This is a genomic window from Anaerococcus sp. NML200537, assembly GCF_026131715.1.
GTDB lineage: Bacteria > Bacillota > Clostridia > Tissierellales > Peptoniphilaceae > Anaerococcus > Anaerococcus kampingae.
Genome location: NZ_JAMXSL010000003.1, coordinates 88,396 through 106,677, shown reverse-complemented (window position 1 = coordinate 106,677; position 18,282 = coordinate 88,396). Strand labels below are relative to the sequence as shown.

Here is an 18,282-nt window from a genome sequence, read left to right as displayed (position 1 = left end):
CTGCACCTGTGATCATGTTTTTAACGTAGTCAGCGTGGCCTGGAGCGTCGATGTGTGCGTAGTGTCTTTTTTCTGTTTCGTATTCTACTACTGATGTGTTGATTGTGATTCCACGTTCTCTTTCTTCTGGAGCTTTATCGATGTGTTCATAATCGATGTATTCACCTGTACCGTATTTTTTGTTTAGGGCTTGAGTGATTGCTGCTGTTGTTGTTGTTTTACCGTGGTCTACGTGGCCGATTGTACCAATATTTATATGTGGTTTGCTTCTTTCAAATGTTTGTTTACTCATTTTTCTCTCCTATATTAATTATTTATTAATTACTTCATCTCTTACTGATGCTGGAACTTCAGCATAGTGGTCAAAGCCCATTGAGTAGGTTGCTCTACCTTGGGTCTTACTTCTAAGGTCTGTAGCATATCCGAACATTTCTGATAGTGGAATGAAAGCATCTAGTACGTGGATTCCGTCTTTTGGATTCATACCGTCTATCTTTCCTCTTCTTGATGATACATCACCCATTACATCTCCAAGATACTCGTCCGGAGTAGTAATTTCAACTTTTTCGATTGGTTCTAGTAGGACTGGGCCTGCTTTTTGTACTGCATTCTTAAATCCGATTGATCCTGCTACGTGGAAGGCTACTTCTGATGAGTCAACTTCGTGGTAAGATCCGTCAAATAGGGTTACATGAACGTCTACCATTGGGTAACCGCCAAGTACACCTGCTGCTGCAGCTTCTCTAACACCTTCTTCAACTGGTCTGATGTATTCTTTTGGAACTGCACCACCAACGATTTTAGATTCGAATGTGATTCCTGATCCTTCTTCACCTGGTTCAACTCTAAGCATAACATCACCGTATTGTCCAGAACCACCTGATTGTCTTACAAACTTACCTTGAGCTTCTGCTTCTTTAGTAATTGATTCTCTGTAAGCTACTTGTGGGTTACCGATGTTTGCTTCTACTTTGAATTCTCTTAGAAGTCTGTCTACGATGATTTCAAGGTGAAGCTCACCCATACCTGAGATGATCGTTTGTCCGGTTTCTTCATCTGATTTTGTTTGGAAGGTTGGATCTTCTTCTGCAAGTTTTTGAAGACCGATGATCATCTTATCTTGAGATGCTCTTGTCTTTGGTTCTATAGCTACTGAGATTACTGGATCTGGGAATTCCATTTGTTCTAGGATAATTTGATTATCTTGGTCACATAGGGAGTCCCCTGTTGTTGTATCTTTTAGACCTAATAGAGCTACGATATCGCCAGCATAACCTTTTTCGATTTCTTCTTGCTTATTAGAGTGCATTTGCATGATACGTCCAACTCTTTCTCTCTTGCCTTTTGTTGCGTTGTAGATATATGAGCCAGATTCTATTGTACCTGAGTAGATTCTAACATAGATTAATTTACCTACGTATGGATCTGTTACTACCTTAAATGCAAGAGCAGCTGTAGGTTCATCATCTCCTGGATGTCTTTCTAGAACTTTTTCTGGATCTTTAGGATCAACACCTTCGATTGATGGAACGTCTACTGGGCTTGGCATGTAGTCTATAATTGCATCTAGTAGTGGTTGTACTCCCTTGTTTTTGTAGGCTGAACCTAGTAGACATGGGAATATTTTTTGTGCTATAGTTGCTTTTCTGATGGCTGATTTGATTTCATCTTCAGTTACTTCTTCACCTTCTAGGTATTTCATCATGATTGTATCATCAACTTCTGATAATTCTTCAAGAAGGTTGTTTCTGTATTCTTCAGCTTGATCTTTTAATTCAGCTGGGATTTCAGAATATTTTGGATGAGCTCCAAGGTCTTCAGATGAATATGTGACTGCTTGCATAGTTACAAGGTCTACAGCACCTTCAAAAGATTGTTCGCTTCCTATAGGAATTTCTAATGGAACTGCATTTGCTTTTAGTTTATCTTTTATTGTATCTACTGCCATGAAGAAGTCTGCACCTGTAGCATCCATTTTGTTAATGAAACAAATTCTTGGGATGTTGTACTTGTCAGCTTGTCTCCATACAGTTTCAGATTGTGGTTCTACACCACTTTTAGCATCGAATAGGGCTACTGCTGAGTCTAGTACTCTTAGTGATCTTTCAACCTCTACAGTAAAGTCAACGTGGCCTGGTGTATCGATAATATTAATTCTATGGTTCTTCCAAAATGCTGTTGTTGCAGCAGATCCTATTGTGATACCACGTTCTTTTTCTTGGTCCATGGAATCCATTACTGCTGTTCCATCGTGGGTATCTCCGATTTTATAAATTTTACCAGTGTAGTATAGGATTCTTTCTGTACAAGTAGTTTTACCTGCATCTATGTGGGCCATAATTCCTATATTTCTGGTATCTTTAAGTGCAACCTGTCTAGGCATCTATCCCCCTAACTAATATCTAAAGTGCGCGAAAGCCTTATTAGCTTCTGCTGCCCTATGCATCTCTTCTTTTCTCTTAACTGCGGCACCCGCATTGTTTGATGCATCGATAATTTCTTTAGAAAGTCTTTCAACCATTGTTCTTTCGCCTCTAGCACGAGAGAAATTTACTAACCATCTTAGGGCTAGTGTTTGTCTTCTTTCTGGTCTAACTTCCATTGGTACTTGGTAGTTTGCACCACCGATTCTTCTTGCCTTAACTTCTAGAGTAGGCATTATATTTTCCATAGCTTGTTGGAACACTTCTAAAGCGTTTGTTCCAGTAGTTTCTTCAACTTTATCAAAAGCTTCATAAACTATTTTTGTAGCAAGGCCTTTTTTACCATCTAGCATAACATTGTTGATAAGTTTTGTTACAACTCTGTCGTTATACTTGGCATCAGGCATTACCTCTCTTTTTGGTATATGTCCTTTTCTTGACACTTTTCTTCCCTCCTTTACCAATTATGTGTAATATCTTGAGTACTCGATCTTAATCGTAAAGTGCGTGACATACCTTTATATTAATAGGCACATTATGCACTTACCTTAACTAATTACTAGCCTCTTTTTGCTCCGTATTTAGATCTACCTTGTTTTCTTCCGTCAACACCTGCTGTATCAAGTGTACCTCTGATGATGTGGTATCTAACACCTGGAAGGTCTTTTACCCTACCACCTCTGATTAGTACAACACTGTGTTCTTGAAGGTTGTGTCCAATTCCTGGAATGTAAGAAAGTACTTCAGCTCCGTTTGTAAGTCTTACTCTGGCAATTTTTCTTAAAGCTGAGTTAGGCTTTTTAGGTGTTACTGTTCTAACTGATGTACAAACCCCACGTTTTTGTGGTGATTGGTTAGGAGTCATTCTACTCTTAAGAGTATTGAAGTTGTAACCTAAAGCTGGAGTATCTGATTTTGATTTCTCGCTCTTTCTACCTTTTCTAACAAGTTGATTAATTGTTGGCATAATGCACCTCCTTTTCTTTTAAAATCTAATAAATTGGCAATTCCTGCCAATCCTTAACTATCTTACACGCTTACTTACTCATTGTCAAGTAATTTGCTTATATCTATATAAATTTTCTATAAAAAAACAAATATGGAAACATTTTTTCCCAATCTTTATTTAGCTCATCTATTTTCTATTAAAATTATCAAAAAATTTTTAATAAATTTATAAAAATAAAAATATTTTGGGTATAATTAGAATGTAAGATATATTATCTGAAACTTGACTTAAGCATTGTTTATACCTTGCTTATAGGTCAATATAAATTATTAGGAGGAAATTAATTATGGATATTACATTTGCAGGAGATAAGGTTACACTTGTTGGAAAAGAAGTAAAAGTTGGCGATGAAGCAGTTAACTTTACAGCTACAAAGGCTGACCTTTCTGATTTTAACCTTGATGAACTAAAGGGAAAGGTAGTTATAATTTCGGCTGCTCCATCACTTGATACTAGCGTTTGTGCCTTCCAAGCTCAAAGATTTAATAAAGAAGCAAGCGATCTTTCTGATGATGTGGCTATAGTAAATATAACAGTAGACCTACCATTTGCTCAAAAAAGATTCTGCGACGCTTATGAAATAGGTAATACAATCACAGTTTCAGACTACAAGAATAGAGAATTTGGTGAAAAATATGGCTTCTTAATCGATGAGCTTAAGCTTCTTACAAGAGGTATCATAATAATCGATAAAGATGGTAAGGTAGCCTATGTAGAATATGTTCCAGAAGTAACTCACGAAGTAAACTTTGATGCTGCTTTAGAAAAAGTTAAAGAATTAATCTAAGTATTTAAATTTTAAGCTTGGGATAGTTTGTTATTTTTACAAGCTTATCTTAACTTTCTCATATGAGATAGTAGTTAACTTAATTACTTTTTAAAACAAATATAAATCTATTATTATAAAAGATATAAAAGGTGATGAATAGAAACTCTTCTAATTCATCACCTTTATTATTTAAAACTCTTCGTTTGCAAAAATTATTTCAAATATAGCTTTTTTGACTTTTTCTTCTATATCAAAGGCCATCAGGGCTGATACAAGATTAGAAATACTTTGTGCATTTTTAACTATATCAAAAATACTCTCCTTCTTTAAAGTTTCAATTCTTGAGCTACTTATTCTTGATAAGATAAGATCAAGCTTATTTGATTTTTGGTCTATTTCTTCATATGATTTAATTAAAATTTCAATATCTTCATTGCTTGGGATTTCTTCAATGATTATTTGGCTTTTATTTTTTTCTTGATTATAAGAAATCTTGCCTTCAAGCCTATTATCTTTATTAGCTACTATTTCAATTTCATTTACTTTCATTCCATAAATTTCAAAAGTCCAATCTCTCTTAGTCGAAATAATATCTATTTTAGTTTTAGATTGATCTAACCTTATAATCCTCTTATCTTCGTAGCAAATCTGAGTTATAGATTTAGCTTCTAAGTTTTCTTCGCTATCTTCAATCAAATTAAATATTCCATCTTTACCAGCGCCTATTAAAACTTTTAAGGCCTTTGGGTTTTCTATAGAGTTTGTGTAATCCCTATCTAGGTCAGCTAATGGAATAATCCCACCTTTTTTTATGAATAAGCCCATTTTGTCAATTGGCCTATAGATTTCAATCATGGTTTGACCAGCGTATAAAAAACCAGTCTGCAAATCATAATAACCATCATCTGGCAAAAAGGCCTTAAATTCAGTCATCTGGAGCCTAGGATCTATTTTTTTAGTCATCGGTGTGACTAAAAGACTCTCACCAAAATAGTATTGGTTTTTGTTCGCATAAGCTCTTTCATCATTTGGATAATAGTAATAGATTGGCCTTATTAAAGGGATATTTTCTTCGTGGGCCCTATAATTCATGGTATGGATATAGGGGATAAGTTTATGGCGGATTTGTAGGTAGTCGACCATAAGCTTTGAATATTTTTCATCAAAAGACCATGGCTCCTTTGATACAAAAGGTGTATTTGAGCTATGAAGCCTATTTATAGGAGAAAAAACCCCAAATTGTAGCCACCTTAGCATAAGCTCTGGGTCAGTTGCCCCTTTCATATGACCACCTATATCATGAGACCACCATCCAAAGCCAATATTTGAAGATGTGGCTGTGAAATATGGTTGAAAATCCAATGTTTCCCAATTTATAGATGTATCACCAGAAAATCCTATAGGATATCTTTGAGACCCAAGACCTGCAAACCTTGAAAAGGTGAGGGCTCTCTTGCCAGATTTTTCCATATCTAAAAATCTAGTACGGTTTATAACCCACAAGGCATCTTTGTTTTCGTCAAGATTTCTTGGGCTTTGTTGCCAATCCATCCACCAGAAATCTACTCCCTTTTCTTCAAAAGGCTTATAAAAATACTTATTCAGGCAATCAGCATAGGCCCTATCTTTATAGGAAAAATCTATAGTCTCTTCATTTTCATAATCATAACCAAGCTCCTTTGCCATATCTTCATAAAAATCTTCGCTTGGTCTAATTCCTGATGATGGATGTAGATTTAAAGTTACCTTGTAATTTTTATCATGAAGTCTTGAAAATAAGTTTCGTGGTTCACCCAAGAGGTCATGATTCCATGTATAACCCGTCCAGTCGCTTCCGTATTTTTCATCAATTCCTGTAGTATGCCAAAGCATGTCTAGTACCATAACAGAAAAAGGTGCCTTAAACTTTTCAAACTTATCTACCAAGTCTAGGTAGTCTTCTTTAGAGTAATTATAAAACCTGGACCACCAATTACCCAGAGCATACCTTGGTAAAAGCGGCTGACTTCCAGAAAGCTTATAAAAATCATCTAGGGCATCTAAATACTTATCTTTGTAAGCAAATACATATAAGTCTTGATTATCATTATTTCTATCATAAGTCCAACCATCATCGCTTATTATCGGTGATGATGAGTCATCTATCACACTTATGCCATATCTAGAAAGGATACCATCTCCTATTTCTACCTTTGATTCTGCAAAATCAAGAGTTCTCGCTGTCCCACCTAGGTTTTCTATCTTGTCTCCATAATGCCAAATGCAATAATATGGATGGTTGACCTTTCCCCTAAGCTCTACGCTTAGACCATAGGTAGAAAATGGTTTTTTATCATATAAAATAGTTACATGATCAGTAACAATCTTTAGCCTATCTTTCCTATCATAAACCTTAAAATTTACAGGAGGAAAATTCCTATTTATAACCCCCTTGGTCATCCTATCTTCAAAAATTCCATCCTCGCTATATTCTAGCCTAATTAGTCTAGAAGTGAGAATTGAAATCCTATACTTATCTCCCTGTATTATAGATTCTTTTTTACTTATTGGATTATAATTTTTCCCATTTTTAATCATAATTATCTCCCCTAATAAAAAGGGGCTTGCAAAATTATAAATATTTCTCCGTTAATTTATTATTCGGAGCAAATTTAAATTTTACAAGTCCCTTAAAATTCATATTAATAACATTTTAAATGATTGATAAATAAAAGTCAAATATTTATGACTATTTAAAATTTTTGTATTCAATAATTTGAATCCAAGCTATAATTCTGCTTCTTTATCTTTAAATAATAACTAGTAGAAATCACAAGATTAGCTAGCCAACCAAGAGGTACTGCATACCAAACCATGGCTATTCCGACTTTATGGGCAAGAGCCATTGATAGGCTAACCCTTATGGTCAGGTTGACTATATTAGCTAGGGTAAAGACCTTCACATCGCCTACTCCCCTAAGGATGCCATCTACGCAGTGTTTAGACCCTACAAGAATAAAGAAATATCCAATAAAGTCCAGGTAGGCCACGCCTGTATCTTTAGCTAAATTTGATGATGATTCGTTCATGAAATAAGCGATTATATTTGCTGAATTAAATTTCAAACATATTAAAATCACGACAGAATAAATCCCAACCATGGCTATGGATGCCCTAAGGCCTTTTTCTAATCTTGCAAGCTTTTTTGCCCCCACATTTTGAGAAGTGTAGGAAGATATGGCATTGCCAAGACTAGTTATCGGTACAATAATGAGGCTTTCTACCCTAATGGCTGCAGAAAATCCTGCCAGCATACCTACCCCAAAGGAATTTACCACAGATTGGACTAAAAGTTGACCAATTGTGATGGTTGATTGCTGGATAATAGATGGGATGGCTAGGTAAGAAATGCGGCCTAGCTCTTTTTTATCAAAAATCTTTGTCTTTTCTGTCTTAATTTTACTAAGCCTTCTTATAAAAACCCCAAAGGATAGGACAGCAGACAAACCCTGGGCAAGGAGAGTTGCGTAGGCTGCTCCAGCCAGTCCAAATCCCAAATCTCTTACAAAATATACATCCAAGCTTACATTCAAAATCGAAGAGAAAATCAAAAAATATAGAGGAATCTTAGATTCTCCCAAAGCCTGATAAAGGGCTGAGATGATATTATACATAAATAAAAATGGCAGACCATAAAAATAAATATTTAAGTACAAAACTGCCATATCAAGAATTTCATCAGGTGTCCTAAGTAAAGCCATGAGGTTTTTTGCAAAAATCAAACCAAAGGCCGAAAGGCCAAGGGCAAGGACTAAAAACCCTATAATCGAAGTGAAAATCGCAGTCTTCATCCTCTTATAATCCTTGGCTCCAAAATATCTAGCTATAAGGACAGATGCCCCAGCACCTCCACCAATTCCTATACATATAAAAATCGTAGTGAGAGCAAAGCTCGCCCCAATTGAAGCAAGCGCGGCCTCACCTACATATTTGCCAACCACAGCCGAATCGACCAAGGTATAAATTTGTTGAAAAAGAGAGCCCACCGCCATTGGCAGGGCAAACTTGCTAATTGCCTTAGATGGCGACTCATTTGTTAAATAATGATCCATAAAATTTCCAATCTTTTTAATTTATACTAATATATGATAAATGGATAAAAAATCAAAGAAAATAGGCACAAAAAATCTTCCCAAATTCAGGAAGATTTTTAACAAGTTTTAATAAATAGAAATATCTTGACTTGGTCTTTTTGCGAGCAAATGGACACCTTGCCAATAATTAAAATTCTTTTTATTCACATAGGCTTCTTTTTTCTCCACAGCCACAATTGCGTACCTATCTTTGATATCTGAACAGGTCGACAAAGTTATTAGCTTATCATCTTTTTTTGGCAGAGGCCTATTTTCAAGGATATTATTTTTTCTAATAAGTTTAAGATAGTCTTCAAACTCATCATCATCGTAATAGTTAAACCTATAATCTGCATCCACATTCACATCCATGGCACAAACCACCTCAAAGGTCCTCCTGGCCACTGGAGTGTCAATTATTATCTCCGAGTGCTTTTTTATAAAATTCTTATCCCTAAACTTATCCAAATCATGGAAAATATAGCCAATCCTTACATTATGACCATAAATTACTGTATTTTGATCAGAAAAATCTCCCTGGTGGACGTGGTCGATAAAAAACTCCCCCGTTTATATAATAAGACCCATCATAATCGTGGTCGAGGTAAAATTCATTATCTTCCCCCTGAACAACAGGGAAATCTATTGAGGTACCATCGACAATAATCCTACCCTTGACTTGGGGATACTTTTTCTGAAGATCCTTTACATGATTGACTCCAGCTGTTGCTTCTGCCGCGGATTCTTCTTTTATTTTATTTTTAAGAAAAGCCAGAAGTCTTCCTTCATCAGCCTTCTTTACAATATTATTTATTTCCTCTTCCCTTGCCATATCGATTCTCTTGCTAGAATAAAATTTTCTCATATTTTCCTCTTGATAATAAGCAATCTTTTCTTGAGTAAGCCTATCATTCTTATAGAGAAAAACAAATAGTAAAATAAAGGCAAGGGCCCATAAAAAATTAGAATAATTCTTCTTCATATAATCTCCTGGCTTATATTCTACACTTTTCATCTGATTTCTCTAGGAAAATGCAAGTTTTTTATAAAATAACAAGTATTATCAAAATAAAAATAAAAAATCTCCCCAATTAAAACAAAATTTGTCATTTATTCTCCTATCCTAGGTTATAAAGGCATATCTAAAGACAAAAGTTAGAGCTATAATTAGGGTTAGTAGTTGTATTTCCTAGCTTTGACCTGTGCATGCTTTTACTATACAGAAAGTTATCAGACCGAGGGCTATACCATTTGCTATGGAATAAGTAAAAGGCATAAAGACGATAGTACAAATAGCTGGAAGGGCATTTGTCAAATCATCAAAGTCTATATCCTTAACACCTGATAACATCAATACGCCAACAAAAATTAGAGCTGGAGCTGTAACTTGGGCTGGAATTATCGCAATTAGTGGAACGAAGATTAAAGAGAACAAAAATAGGGCCGCTGTTGTAAGCGATGTAAGTCCTGTCCTTCAACCCTCTGCTATACCAGCTTATGATTCTACAACTGTTGTTACGGTTGATTTCCCTACCAAGGCACTAGCAGCTGTTGAAATCGCATCACTCATAAGCGTTTGCTTTAAATTAATAACATCCCCATCTTTATCAACTAAACCTGAATGTTTGGCAAGTTTTTGCAATTATTTTTACCTTATTTATGCCAATATAAATTATTTCTACCATAATTTCTTGTCAAAATATATATTTAATTTTTTTAGATTATTACCGATAATAATAATCATTAATATATAATTAAATTTTACTAAATATCTAGTATAGTTAACAATGTAACAAAACAAATAAAAGGAGTTTCAAAGAAGATAAGATACACAATATAGTAGAAATATTAGATAATATCTATTGAGTTGGAGTTAACGACAGAAAGATTGACCGATTCGAAAATATGTTCGAATTGACAAATGGTGTTTCCTACAACTCTTACCTTAATAAAGACGAAAAGAACGTTTTGTGTGATTCAGTAGATGCAGCCTTTACTAGAAGATATATAGAAAATGTTAAGGCAGCTCATAACGGAGAAGACTTAGATTATTTAATTGTTGAGCACATGGAGCCAGGCCACTGTAGAAATATTGATTTTTGTTTAAAAGAATGCCCAAATGCTAAGTTTGTTGGCAATGCCACGACCTTCAAGTTCTATGAACAATTCTACAATGATGAATTAAAGGATAGATATGTGGAAGTAAAAGATGGAGATGAAGTAAATATCGGTAAGAGAAATCTCAAATTTGTTTTCACTCCAATGGTTCACTGGCCAGAAGTTATGATGACTTACGAAACAACTGAAGGTCTTCTCTTCTCAGCAGATGCTTTTGGTGCCTTTAATGTAATTGAAGGTCATGCAGATGCTAAGAATGTTATCCACAAGGTTGATTGGCTATATCAAGCTATAAGATATTAAATCAATATAGTTGGTAAGTTCGGAAAATGGTACAAAATGCCTTCATGAACATCAACGACCTTGCCATTCTTCCTCTCCATGGTCCTGTTTATAAGGACGAACAACCTATCAATTTCATAATTGATAAGTATAACAAGTGGTCAACCTTCACAGCGAAAAAAAGGTGTCGTTATAGTTTACGCATTAATGTATGGAGATACCGAAGAAGTAGCCGACATTCTTGTAACAAAGCTAGCTGAGTTAGGGGTTGAAAATATCAAGATTTATGATCTGGCTGCTTTTTATGTTTCTTATCAAAATAGCCACTGCCACAGATTCTTTCACTCAGTATTTGCACCAATCAACTACAACTCTGGTCTTTACTAAAAGATAGATGCCTTCCTAAGAGAACTTGTTGGAACAGGCTTTAGCAATAAAACTGTTTCTTTCCTAAACAACTGGTCTTGGGGCGGAAGAAGTCTCGAGATTTCAAAGGAAATCCTATCTCAAACTAAGCTTGACTATGTAGGATAAGATGTTAAAATCAATTCTGGTGTGAAGATGGAACAAGTAGAAGAAATTGAAGCCCTTGCTAAGGCCATCAAAGCTGATATGGATAACAAAAAATAGAACTTAAAGTACTCAACTTTATTGAGGGCTTTTAATTTGAAAATCTTTATGCTTGTGATTTTATTAAAATCCTAGAGATGATTTTCCAATCTAAAAATTCTAAGACAAAAAAATACCAGAGCAAGCTTTATGCTAACTCTGGTATCAGATCTAATATTTACTTAGTTTATATTAGGTCTTTTTATTTTCTTTTTTTAGTCTTGAATAAGGCAAGGCTTGCTGCAAATAATCCCATCACTACTGATGATAGGCTCTCTACTCCTGTTTTAACATTTGTGCTTTTTGGAGCTTTCTCATTCTTTTCTTGTGATTTTTCTTCACTTCTTTGGCTCTTATTTTCCTTTGCTTCTTCTTTATCCTTATCTTCCTTAGCATTTTGAACTAAGGTATTGTCTTTTGAAGGATCTCCTTTAAGCTCTTTAGTTTCTAAGCTTGCCTCCACTACTAATCCTTGATTATCTTTTGAATTTTCACTCTTATGAGCTAGATTTATTTCTGGAATTTGTGGATTTTCAGAAGGAATTTCAGAAGGATTATCTGAAGGAATTACAGAATGATCTTCTGAAGGAATTTCAGAAGGATCTTCTGAAGGAATTACAGAAGGGTCTTCTGAAGGATTTTCTGTATCACTTGGGCAAGTTATATTCCAAATCTTTGAATAATCCTCATCTTTTTTCTTTGTTTCATCAAAAGTTTGTTTATTTTCTTCTTTAACTTCTTTAGGAAGATCGTAGAAGTCTGGTTGAACACTTAGATCTGCCATAGCAAATAAGAAGGCACCTTGTGCTTTAATTTCTTCTTTTCCGTCTTTATCTTTGACTTTCCAACCCTTGAAGCCTTTACCTTCTGGAACTTCTCCCTTGTATTCTGGTAATTGGAAATCCTCTCCCTTTACAAGTTCATTTTCCTTATTATCTATTGTAATCTTGACTTTTTCTGGATCTATAGGAGTTAATGTGCCACTTTCTTTGTCAAAGCTAAATTCCTTTACCCTAGTATTGTTTGCAAAGTCTTTTACAACAAACTTGATTGTTAGCGTATTTTCCTTTATATCTTTTATATCATCTAAGGACTCGTATGCTATACCATTTACAAAGATTTGTTTGTCTTGGATTTCTCCAGCTTTATCGCCATCTCTCTTGTCTGTAACATTGAATTTGATAAATTTATCTTTTTCATATTCAATAGCTGTGTTACCATCATCCTTTTGTTCGATTTCAGGTTTTACAGTATCATAGAGGAATTGATAGTGAACTCCAACAGCCTTGGCATTAAGTTTACTATAACCAGTTTGTAGGTATACATTGCCATCCATATCTTTGACCTTGTCTGGGAATCCATTAGCCTTGTAGTCCTTCATTCCCCAGTCCATGATATCCCCATCTTTTACATCAAGCTTAATGTTAAAGTCTCTTGTATTATCTATGTGTAAATCACCGTAAATTAGGTAGTTGTCTACAACTGACTCGTTAACTCTCATTTCCCAGTTGAAACCACCCTTATCTCCTATTTTTCCTCTTAAATAGAATTCTGGTTTTCTTACATAGATTTTATTGTCCTTTGTTGGATTGAAATAGTTTCTATCCATAGTCAAATCTACTGATTTTGCATCTATAAATAGCATTCCTCCATCTTCTTTGATGGCTTCTACGTTGGATTTATCATCTCCAAGGTATTCCTTGCCATCTTTGCCAAGAAGAACTAGTTTAGAAGGATCATCTACAAGATTTCCATCCTTATCTATAGCTTCTCCCTTGTCATTAGTTTTGAATGTAAAGACTTGATATCTAACTATATTAAATCCGTCCAAGGCTGACATGAGAACCGATTGAGTGCTTCTACCATCTTCAACATTTCTACTATCACAGTAGATTGTTTTTTGTGATAAAGCCTTGATGTTAGGGGCAGTCTTTTGGATTTTTTCTATATCTTCCATGCTATAAACTCCATTACCATCAAGCATATCAGTTTTTCCTGGGTTAAATGTCGTAACTCTTAGGGCATATCCCTTTCTTACAATCATTTTATCATTTAATACATATTGACCCTTTTCTTTATCGAAGAACATCTTGTTTGTATCCATCTTGCTTGGATCTTTTGGTTTTTGTTTAGTTAGTTCACCTTCACCTAGTTCGATAATATTTCCATAGCTTGAAGCATATGGTGCAGCTTCCGCGGCTTCATCCTTTTTTTCTGGCATCCTTATTATAGTTTTAGCTTTTGTTTGACCCTTATCTTTTACGATAATATTCATATCTCCAGTAAAGGATAGACCATTGACTACATCATTTGTGTTTGCAAATAAGTCAAATGTTAGAGTTTTTGTTTGTGGGTCGTATTTACTTGCCTTGATTTCTATTATTTTATAGTCATTACCATAGTAGGCCTTAGCATCTTTTGATACATTATTTACTTTTCCAAGAATTTCAAAATGGCCATCCTTTGATGGACTTAACACTCCACCAAGCTTTGATTTAACATCATCAAGTTCCTCAGTTTCATATTCTAGAGCACTTCCATCATCGTAGGCTTTTATATTTCCTTTTTCATCATATTCGTAATCACACTCTACTGTTTTCATTTCACCACTTACAAAGTCATATATTTCCTTATATTTCTTTTTAATTAGTTTCTTTAGGTCTTTATTTTCAAAGTCTCTAATTGTTGAAATATTTTTATTTATTTCAAGGCTAGCTTCTCCCTCAACTGAACTTTCTTCAGCTGGTTTTGAGTCTTCATCCTTAACTTGATTATTATTGGTATTTTCCTCTGAGCTCTTTGCATTTTTGAGTTTTTCTTCAGAAATTTCTCCAAGTTTTTTGTAAGAAGAAGAATCTTGGTCAGGATCTACTAGGTAATAAGAAATCATTCCGTTTGCATCAGCTTGCTTATCAAATTTTATCCTATGGATTTTGGTGAAGTTGCTTGCACCATCTAGGGCGATTACTTCTATGATTTTTCCTCTTAAATCTCCTGCACCGCTAATTTCGTAGATAGTATTTCCTTTATCATCAAGCTTTCTATGTCTACCTTCGCCTTCTCCAGCATATTTTACATTGAGGTTTCTTTCAACATCACCGTATTCGTCAACTATAGCTGCACCTGCATACCATACTTCGTTGGCTACTTCTTCAAATTTCTCTGGATGGTCTTTTTGATCTCTTACAAACAAGGTTTCATTTTTGTACTCATCTTTTGCCTTGTGGTAGGTATCTTTTGCTATTAATTTGATTTTGTCTGGATTAGAGAAATCAACATCGACAATCTTTGGAGCTGTATTGTCAATTTTTACTGGTATATAAGAAACTTGCCATGAATAATCCTTAGTTAATCTATATTTGAACTTGTAGAAGTATTGACCCTCAGCTATCGGTTCAAATTGACCCCTAAGTTTTGTTTCAAAGTCTTGGTTATTATTATCATCATTAGCGCCTTCTTCTCTTCCTCTAGGATTGTAAATAAGGCCATCCCATTTCAAATCTCCCAAAACTTTTAACTTGGATGACTTAATCCCCTTAGCATCGTTTCTCTTTGAGTTTAGGATTCCTCTGATGAAGTGCTCTCTAGATACAACCTTGAGGTCTTTTTGTCCTTCGCCCTCTTTGTCAGTATTTACAATTGAGATTAAGCCTTCTCTTGCACTTCTTAGAACGAGTGGGGAAGGTGTTAGCCCTGTTTCGATTTGAACTTCTTGTGGTTGTCCCTTATTATCAAGTGGATAAATTCTTGCGACTTTTGATTCGCTTTGTGATGGATCATATAATCCGTGGTTGTTATTTAGTGCAAATAAATCAGGATCTTGATCAAGTGATTTTGTATTTCCATCTTTTCTGTTTTGGATAACGGCTGCTGGATTGAATTTATCGATGTCATGTTCTCCACCTATACCCTTGTTCAAGGTTCCAGGTATTTTTGGTTTACCATCATCGTCATAACCTTCCATGGTTTTTGATTTAGAGCCTTCTTCCCAAGCCCACTTGTCAAGGATTGGCTCCTTGTTCCAATTTCCAGCAAAGCCCATAAGTGGCATTGATAGAGATGGTTGGAATACTGTCTTGTTTTCCTTGCCACACATTGCCTCAAGTTCTTCTTTAGATTCAAGTCTAATGAAGGATTCTACAAATTGGTCTTTATCTTTTGCATCTCCTACATTTATTACAGCCTTCAATTCATATGAAGAGTTTGGAGCAATTGTAAATACATCGTGTTCAAAGCTAATATTTGCACCCTTAATACTTGCTGGATGAATTTCTGGAACAATTTGTTTACCATCTGATGATTTCTCATCCTTGTAAGTTTCATCAAGTTTTAGCCTGTCGGTAAGGGAATCTGTGGTTATTGCAGATGATGAAGCCTTAAATGTGAGAGGCCTATCTGATGTATTAATCAACTTGATTGTGAAATATTTCTTTTCTCCCTTAATTTCTCTAAGTGATATAGATCCATATGAGTTTACTAGACCTTCGGAGTCAACATTTTTAAAGCTTGCTATAACATCACTTCTTAGTGCATTAGCAACGTTAATTAGACCTGCACCTTGTTGTCTTGGCGAAGCATAATATAGTGATTTTTCCTTCCAAGATGTTGGATCCATCATAGGTCTTGCTGTGTTTTGTAGGGCAATCTTTGTAAGAGTAGTTAAGTCGATTTTATCCTCACCTTCTAGGTTTTTGAGGACAGGTTTTTCGAGCATCTCTTTTAGTTTTGGTCTAATCAATACTGTTGATGCTGCGACCACTGGTGTTGCCATACTTGTTCCTGACATATAACCATAAGTTGATTTGCCATCAATTACATTTAGAGTTGATTTGATGTTCTTTCCTGGTGCTGATACATCTGGTTTTAGTAGGAGGTCACCCCTTGGACCCCATGATGTAGAGGCTGCTGGCACGATTACTTCTTCTTTATAAAGTTCCTTGTCTGTATCAGGAGCAAAGTTAAAGTCTAGCTCTTTCTCATCACCAAGCTTTGGACGGTTTTTGTTGAAGCTTTCCATATCAATTGGATAGTATTGGTCAAGCTTATCTTTGAAGTCTTCTTTCTTGTTTCTCTTAACCTCAGTTTTATTGGCTGGATCAATCATATTCCAAATTTTAAGTCCATCATCACCAGATACTGAAAATACTTGGCAAGTTGTTCCTTCATCTTCTTCGTAGCCCATGGCTGGAAGCTCTGTCCAGTTATCCCTGTTATAGTAGTTAACAGTGTTTACAACCATGATTGCGCGAGCACCCTTATCGGCAGCTCTTTTGAAGGCATATTTTAAATCCTTTGTATATATTCTATCCATAACAGCAATTTTGCCTTTAAGATTAAGCCCAACTAGATCTTCATCTTGACCCTTGCCTATATAAACGAATTTCATTTTGTCAGATGCTTTGCTTCCATCTTCATTACTAATAATCTTATTTTTATCGAAGAAGGTACCGATATTTCTATACTTGAAGCTTTCGCCACCAATATTTACCTTATCAAACTCTACTATTTGATTTTTAGCTGATGCAACAGCTATGGCATCTTCGTGGGCAGCAGTTCTAGTTACATTTCCTGTATCGGTCATCTTTAGTTGGTTATTAACAGCCAAGTCCCATGATGAGCTTGAAGCAGATGTTGCATAGTTACCAGTAGCAACTACCATAGGAATACCTGCCTTTCTTAAAGCCCTAATTGCTTGCCAATATTTCTCACCAATAAGACCTGTTCCTGTAAATCCAGAAGATACAGATACTACATCAACCTTATGTTTGATTGCATCTTCGATAGCGTGAAACATTGTTTCATCACCAGCAAAGCCATCACCTGAATCTGAGTACATCTTGTAAGAAAAGATTTGAGCATTTGGTGCTATTCCGTCTATACCATTATACTTAGCTATATCCTTATCAGTATCATTACCAGCAAGGATTCCCGCTATATGCATACCATGTGGATCATGATAGTCGGAACCATCGTCATATTTTTCGACAGTGATTTTGCCACCATTATAATAGTTAAAGGCATGAGGAATTTTATCACTCAACCAAAAGTCCTTGTCAGTTCCCTTCATGTCCTCTTTTTTATATTTCATATAAGGCTTAGCTTCATCGTCAATTCTCATAGCCTTGTGCCTATAATCAGTTCCAGTATCGATATTTGCAATTACCATGCCCCTACCGTCAAACTTCATTACCATGTCTTTGTTAATGGCTTTTAGGTAGTCGATAGCTTCATTGACACCGATTTCTTCTCTTGCGTGATTCATCATTGGCTCAACTTTTTGAGCTCTGTCTACAGATGATATTCCTTCGATATGTTTAATCAAATCAAGATTATCTTGTTTTGTTTCAATTGCACAACCATTGAAAATTGTATTATAGGCATACAAAACTTTTGTAGAAGAAAATTTTGATATTTCCTTCATTGCCCTTTCAGCAGCCTCTTTATCTTTAAATTCGGCTATGTAGATGACTCTACCCTTATCTTTATTATCTAAAACTTTATCATCTTTCTTTTCTACAGCCTTATCATCTTTCTTTTCTTCAATAGATGAATCCTTATTAAGGTCAGCTTTATGTGTATCTTCTGTTGATTTACCTTCTTTTTCATCAGACTTATCTTCTTTGAGGGAAGTTTCTAAAGCAGGAGCTTTGTCTTTGTTTTCATCTTCTTTCTTTTGTTCATTTTCTTTATCAAAAGATTCTTCACTCTTTGCTTCTTCTTTTTTTTCTGTAGTTGCTTCATTTTCACTAGCAAGGCTTTGGCTATTTGCCTCTAGCGGTTTTTCTTCTTCGCCACTTGCGAAGGAAGGCTCATTAAATAAGAATGAAATAGATAAGGCAGCAATTAATGTCGCCTTAATAATTTTTTTATTATTCATTTATTCTCCATATCCTCTATTAATTATTTATTTAACATGTTAAATATTAATTCATATTAATGTACAAAATATAAAATTGTGAT

13 protein-coding genes and 1 pseudogene are annotated in these 18,282 nt (G+C 35.1%); 3 read left to right on the top strand and 11 right to left on the bottom strand.

The annotated features are described in order from the left end of the window. From NH288_RS01670 to rpsL, 4 genes are all read right to left on the bottom strand, one after another. On the bottom strand, positions 1-292 hold a 292-nt coding region (locus NH288_RS01670), incomplete at its 3' end, for a GTP-binding protein (RefSeq protein ID WP_265212581.1). Between the two features lie 18 nt (positions 293-310). Continuing rightward, positions 311-2,383 carry an elongation factor G gene (fusA, locus tag NH288_RS01665; RefSeq protein ID WP_265212580.1) on the bottom strand — a complete coding sequence of 691 codons (2,073 nt, stop codon included), beginning with the start codon at positions 2,381-2,383 and terminating at the stop codon, positions 311-313. A gap of 12 nt (positions 2,384-2,395) precedes the next feature. Next, positions 2,396-2,866 carry a 30S ribosomal protein S7 gene (gene rpsG, locus NH288_RS01660; RefSeq protein ID WP_106459858.1) on the bottom strand — a complete coding sequence of 157 codons (471 nt, stop codon included), beginning with the start codon at positions 2,864-2,866 and terminating at the stop codon, positions 2,396-2,398. A 116-nt stretch (positions 2,867-2,982) separates the two neighbouring features. Beyond that, positions 2,983-3,390, bottom strand: a complete 408-nt coding sequence (rpsL, locus tag NH288_RS01655; RefSeq protein WP_106459857.1) for a 30S ribosomal protein S12 — start codon at positions 3,388-3,390, stop codon at positions 2,983-2,985. 328 nt (positions 3,391-3,718) lie between these two features. Here rpsL and tpx point away from each other — a divergent pair, with 328 nt between their 5' ends. Continuing rightward, on the top strand, positions 3,719-4,219 hold the full coding sequence (gene tpx / locus NH288_RS01650; protein WP_106459856.1) for a thiol peroxidase: 501 nt from the start codon (positions 3,719-3,721) through the stop codon (positions 4,217-4,219). Between the two features lie 171 nt (positions 4,220-4,390). On the opposite strand, the gene NH288_RS01645 is transcribed toward tpx, so the two are convergent. The 6 genes and pseudogenes from NH288_RS01645 to NH288_RS01620 form a co-directional block, all read right to left on the bottom strand. Then, positions 4,391-6,778 (bottom strand): glycoside hydrolase family 31 protein, encoded by a 2,388-nt coding sequence (locus NH288_RS01645; RefSeq protein ID WP_265212577.1) that lies wholly within the window; start codon positions 6,776-6,778, stop codon positions 4,391-4,393. Between the two features lie 170 nt (positions 6,779-6,948). Then, positions 6,949-8,292 carry an MATE family efflux transporter gene (locus tag NH288_RS01640; RefSeq protein ID WP_265212575.1) on the bottom strand — a complete coding sequence of 448 codons (1,344 nt, stop codon included), beginning with the start codon at positions 8,290-8,292 and terminating at the stop codon, positions 6,949-6,951. Between the two features lie 108 nt (positions 8,293-8,400). Next, positions 8,401-8,868 carry a class B sortase gene (locus NH288_RS01635; protein WP_414731744.1) on the bottom strand — a complete coding sequence of 156 codons (468 nt, stop codon included), beginning with the start codon at positions 8,866-8,868 and terminating at the stop codon, positions 8,401-8,403. Continuing rightward, positions 8,837-9,295 carry a hypothetical protein gene (locus NH288_RS01630; protein WP_265212573.1) on the bottom strand — a complete coding sequence of 153 codons (459 nt, stop codon included), beginning with the start codon at positions 9,293-9,295 and terminating at the stop codon, positions 8,837-8,839. Before NH288_RS01630 ends, NH288_RS01635 begins: the two co-directional genes overlap by 32 nt. A 207-nt stretch (positions 9,296-9,502) precedes the next feature. Continuing rightward, positions 9,503-9,775, bottom strand: a pseudogene (locus tag NH288_RS01625) (solute carrier family 23 protein); the annotation flags it as partial. Between the two features lie 33 nt (positions 9,776-9,808). After that, positions 9,809-9,955 carry a hypothetical protein gene (locus NH288_RS01620; protein ID WP_234025811.1) on the bottom strand — a complete coding sequence of 49 codons (147 nt, stop codon included), beginning with the start codon at positions 9,953-9,955 and terminating at the stop codon, positions 9,809-9,811. 263 nt (positions 9,956-10,218) lie between these two features. Between NH288_RS01620 and NH288_RS01615 the strand changes: the two genes are divergently transcribed. Both NH288_RS01615 and NH288_RS01610 read left to right on the top strand, forming a co-directional pair. Continuing rightward, positions 10,219-10,734, top strand: coding sequence for an FprA family A-type flavoprotein (locus NH288_RS01615; RefSeq protein WP_265212571.1), 516 nt, complete (start codon positions 10,219-10,221; stop codon positions 10,732-10,734). Between the two features lie 186 nt (positions 10,735-10,920). Next, entirely contained in the window at positions 10,921-11,100 is a 180-nt protein-coding gene (locus NH288_RS01610; RefSeq protein ID WP_234025809.1) for a hypothetical protein, read from the top strand. Between the two features lie 424 nt (positions 11,101-11,524). Here NH288_RS01610 and NH288_RS01605 read toward each other — a convergent pair whose 3' ends face one another. After that, complete coding sequence (locus NH288_RS01605) at positions 11,525-18,199, bottom strand: S8 family serine peptidase (protein ID WP_265212569.1); 6,675 nt, start codon at positions 18,197-18,199, stop codon at positions 11,525-11,527. Between the last annotated feature and the right edge of the window lie 83 nt (positions 18,200-18,282).